Source organism: Acinetobacter sp. WC-323, assembly GCF_000314615.1.
Lineage (GTDB): Bacteria > Pseudomonadota > Gammaproteobacteria > Pseudomonadales > Moraxellaceae > Acinetobacter > Acinetobacter courvalinii.
The window spans coordinates 1-4,408 of sequence record NZ_AMZS01000059.1 but is presented as its reverse complement, the minus strand read 5'-3'; the positions used below and the strand labels follow the sequence as shown (position 1 = coordinate 4,408).

Genomic DNA, 4,408 nt, shown 5'->3' with positions numbered 1-4,408 from the left:
CATAGGCACTGTTGCAAATAGGCTGACATGATAAGCTAAATATCTTATTTATTTCGAGATACAGCAGATGAATCCCTTCCATGGTCGGCACTTTCAAGGTGAAATCATTCTTTGGGCTGTTCGTTGGTATTGTAAATATGGCATCAGCTATCGTGAACTTCAAGAAATGCTCGCTGAACGAGGTGTGAATGTTGACCACACCACAATTTATCGTTGGGTTCAGCGTTATGCTCCAGAAATGGAAAAACGCTTACGCTGGTATTGGCGTAATCCTACAGATTTACATTCATGGCATATGGATGAGACTTATATCAAAGTGAAGGGGCGATGGACTTACCTGTATCGTGCAGTTGATCAACGGGGTCATACGATTGACTTTTACCTTTCCGCTAGACGGAACAGTAAATCAGCCTATTGTTTTTTAGGAAAGATCTTCAATACGGTGAAAAAATGGCAAATTCCACGGGTCATCAATACAGATAAAGCAGCGACCTATGGCCATGCTTTATCACGGTTAAAGCGAGAAGGAAAATGTCCAGTAGATATTGAGCACAGGCAGATTAAGTATAAAAATAATGTCATTGAATGTGATCATGGTAAGTTAAAGCGGATCATCAGGGCCACATTAGGATTCAAATCTATGAAGACGGCTTATGCCACAATTAAAGGTATTGAAGTCATGCGTGCACTACGTAAAGGACAAGCATCGTCATTTTATTATGGTCAGCCTCAAGGTGAAGTGTGTCTAATCAACAGGGTTTTCGGTCTCTAAGCACTTTTAAAAAGGAACTTCATCGACTCAAATCTCTATTTGCAACAGTGCCAAATTTTTTTGCCTTTTAATCACGGTTTTTGAAATTAGCCAATAATAATCTCTACAGATGAAATAAATTTATTATAATCATCCTGATAACAAAAAGGATATACCTTGTGCGCCATTCTTATCATATTGAAAAACATTACATCGAACGTGCGGGATGGTTGCGTGCAGCTGTGCTGGGGGCAAATGACGGGATTATTTCAGTCACAAGTCTCGTGGTGGGAATCGCAGCCAGTGGAGCATCTACCCATACTGTACTGGTGACCTGTATCGCCGGATTAATATCTGGAGCTGCATCGATGGCTGCAGGTGAATACATCTCCGTTAAATCGCAACAAGACATTGAAAAGAATGATCTGCAGATGGAAGAACGTGAACTGCAACGCCATCCTGAACATGAATTAAATGAGCTAAAAAATATTTACATACAGCGTGGATTACAACCCGCTTTAGCGCAAGAAGTCGCGCAACAACTGACTGCACACAATGCTTTAGATGCACATGCGCGTGATGAAATTGGTATTTCAGATCATACTTCTGCCCAGCCGTTTCGTGCTGCCTTCTCTTCAGCCATTGCATTTACTGTAGGCTCATTATTTCCTTTAATTTCAATTATGCTTCTGCCTGAGCGATACTTAGAGAAAGGCGTCATGCTGATTGGGGTATTAAGTCTCGGAATTATGGGTGCCTTGGCCAGTTATGCGGGCGGCGCCAGTATTTGGAGAGGTTCGATTCGGGTAATGATTTGGGGTATTATTGCCATGTTATTCAGTGCTTGGATTGGATCATTATTTAATGTTGCGGTGGCATAAGATCCTTTTTTGTATAATCCAAATATTCCCACTCCATGAGGAGTATAGATAATAAGTCTATAGAAATACCTGACCTATCTGACATGCTTTATATCAATAAAGCATGTTGTTCTAGGTGAACAATATGCCTATTTTCTATAGTTATAGATCTAAATCATTTCATTTTTTTAAAAAGCATACTTTTTAATACATTATCTTTGAAAATAAAATGGTGGATTAATGCAGCACAAGCATGTAAACCTACGACTGTAATAAAGAAGTTACCTAAAAATTGATGCATCTGACCAATATATTTAACCTCTCTAACACTGCTCAAAAGTGGCAAATTTAAAGAGAATACTTGGAAGTTATCAGTGAAACTCGATAATGCAAGCCAGCCCGCTATTGGAACGACACATAAACTTACGTAAAGCGTAAATCTGACAATTTTAAATAATTTTATTTGATACGGATTAATGATCTCATTTTGAGGAATACTTCTTTTATAGAGAAAAACAACACTCAACCGCACGAAAAATAGAATAAATATTGAAATTCCACCTATAACATGAATCTGGCCCTGCAAACCTGTTCTTGTTGGATCTCCACTCGTCAAATATACAATTACAACTAAAACAAAGGTAATCCAGTGCATTATTATCATAGGTTTAGGATAATTATTGTTCATATTTTTTTCCTGAATTTTAAATATTGATGTGTGTTGATAAAAACGGAGGCTTTCGCTTGGGAGGATTCTAGACAGCCAACCTGTAAAAGTCCTCTGCCATTTGATTTGGTGTCTTAAAATCCAATCCTTTTTGGATTCTTTGCTGATTATAAAATAGCTCTATGTATTTTGTAATATCTGCTTTCGCTTTTTCCCTCGTTTCATAAGTACGATGGTGTATAAGTTCATTCTTTAATATGCCCCAGAAGCTTTCAATTGGTGCATTATCAAAGCAGTCTCCACGCTTACTCATTGAACCTTGAAAATCATATTTTTCAATCATATTTCGATATACATGACTGCAATATTGACTGCCTCTGTCTGAGTGAACAATTAAGCCTTGTGGCGGTTTTTGATTCCGAATAGCCATTTTAAGAGCATCACAGACCAACTGTGCTGTCATACGTTCATTTAGACTATAGCCAACAACCTGCTTTGTATAAAGATCCTTTGAAGCAGCCAGATATAGCCATCCTTCGTTTGTCCAAATGTAGGTAATGTCACTTACCCACGCGTGGTTTGGAGTGCTCACGTTAAATTTTTGCTCTAATAAGTTTTTGTAGACGGGACGGTTGTGATCACTGTTTGTTGTTCTTTTAAAGCGCTTATGGCGCTTGCAAAAGAGTTTATTGACCTTCTTTATTGTACGTACTGCATATTGGCTAATTTGAACACCTTGAGCGTGTAAATGCTTACTCAGGCGAATATAGCCATAGCTTTCATTGGTCTCCTGATGTGCTATTTTCACCATGATAGTCTGCTGATTTCTTCGAATTTGTTTTTGGCTTAAGCCACTTTTCAACCACTCATAAAATCTTGATACTGAAACTTTTAACAGCTTCGCCATCATGGTGATTGGGTATGTATCTTTATACTGTTTCATGCAGGCGTACCTCACTGACTTTCTTTGGCAAAGTACGCTACTGCTTTTTTTAAGAATTCTCTTTGACAATAGTTCTTTTCTTAAGACACTATCAATTAATAAGTTTCATGATCTAAAAGTTATTATATTACATGTATCTATTATAGTTATAGTCATCTTGTTTTTAGAAGATATTGTTGTTTTTGGTGGAACTTTAGCCAACTTATATGCTGGTATTTCTTCTAGCCTAGTCATATTAGCAATAATTTTTACTTGTAAGCTATTAGATAATGATCATCACAAAGACGATGAATAACTTAAATCGCAAGGACTCATTTATAATTACTCTTTTATTTGAGCATTTAATTGAAGTTAAGATTAGAGGGCACTGTTGCAAATAGAGATTTGAGTCGATGATGTTCCCTTTAAAAAGGGCACTGTTGCAAATAACCACGAATGGTAAGCTGAAGACTGTTTTAGCTAAAGGTGCAGCATATGAATCCTTTCCATGGTCGGCATTTTCAGGGCGAAATCATTCTTTGGGCTGTGCGCTGGTATTGTAAATATGGCATTAGCTATCGTGAACTGCAGGAAATGCTGGCCGAACGGGGTGTGAATGTTGATCACACGACTATTTACCGTTGGGTTCAACGTTATGCTCCTGAAATAGAAAAACGTTTACGCTGGTATTGGCGTAATCCTACAGATCTGAGCTCGTGGCATATTGATGAAACCTATGTAAAAGTGAATGGACGATGGTCTTATCTGTATCGTGCAGTCGATCAACGTGGCGATACCATTGATTTTTATCTTTCTTCTAGACGTAATACCAAATCAGCATATTGTTTTCTTGGAAAAATTTTAAATAATGTGAAGAAGTGGCAAATTCCACAAGTGATCAACACGGATAAAGCACCCACATATGGACGTGCTTTATCACGGTTAAAACGGGAAGGTAAATGTCCACCAGACCTTGAGCACAGGCAGATTAAGTATAAAAATAACGTGATTGAATGTGATCATGGCAAGCTAAAGCGGATCATCAGGGCCACATTAGGATTCAAATCTATGAAGACGGCTTATGCCACAATTAAAGGTATTGAAGTCATGCGTGCACTACGTAAAGGACAAGCATCGTCATTTTATTATGGTCAGCCTCAAGGTGAAGTGTGTCTAATCAACAGGGTTTTCGGTCTCTAAGTACTTTT

The 4,408-nt window shown here is 38.0% G+C and carries 4 protein-coding genes and 2 pseudogenes; 4 read left to right on the top strand and 2 right to left on the bottom strand.

Going from position 1 to position 4,408, the window contains the following annotated elements; translation table 11 throughout:
• Window positions 1-67 precede the first annotated feature (67 nt).
• Both ACINWC323_RS04685 and ACINWC323_RS04690 read left to right on the top strand, forming a co-directional pair.
• Window positions 68-772, top strand: a complete 705-nt coding sequence (locus ACINWC323_RS04685; RefSeq protein WP_001067790.1) for an IS6-like element IS1008 family transposase — start codon at window positions 68-70, stop codon at window positions 770-772.
• A 158-nt stretch (window positions 773-930) separates the two neighbouring features.
• Complete coding sequence (locus ACINWC323_RS04690) at window positions 931-1,632, top strand: VIT1/CCC1 transporter family protein (RefSeq protein WP_004761016.1); 702 nt, start codon at window positions 931-933, stop codon at window positions 1,630-1,632.
• Between the two features lie 154 nt (window positions 1,633-1,786).
• On the opposite strand, the gene ACINWC323_RS04695 is transcribed toward ACINWC323_RS04690, so the two are convergent.
• Both ACINWC323_RS04695 and ACINWC323_RS04700 read right to left on the bottom strand, forming a co-directional pair.
• Window positions 1,787-2,299 (bottom strand): cytochrome b, encoded by a 513-nt coding sequence (locus tag ACINWC323_RS04695; RefSeq protein WP_004761014.1) that lies wholly within the window; start codon window positions 2,297-2,299, stop codon window positions 1,787-1,789.
• Between the two features lie 67 nt (window positions 2,300-2,366).
• Window positions 2,367-3,278 (bottom strand): annotated as a pseudogene (locus tag ACINWC323_RS04700) (IS3 family transposase); the annotation flags it as partial.
• Between the two features lie 4 nt (window positions 3,279-3,282).
• Between ACINWC323_RS04700 and ACINWC323_RS20510 the strand changes: the two are divergent.
• Window positions 3,283-3,516, top strand: a pseudogene (locus ACINWC323_RS20510) (YqhA family protein); the annotation flags it as partial.
• Window positions 3,517-3,695: 179 nt separating this feature from the next.
• Window positions 3,696-4,400 carry an IS6-like element IS1006 family transposase gene (locus ACINWC323_RS04705; RefSeq protein ID WP_001067784.1) on the top strand — a complete coding sequence of 235 codons (705 nt, stop codon included), beginning with the start codon at window positions 3,696-3,698 and terminating at the stop codon, window positions 4,398-4,400.
• The last annotated feature ends 8 nt before the right edge of the window (window positions 4,401-4,408 follow it).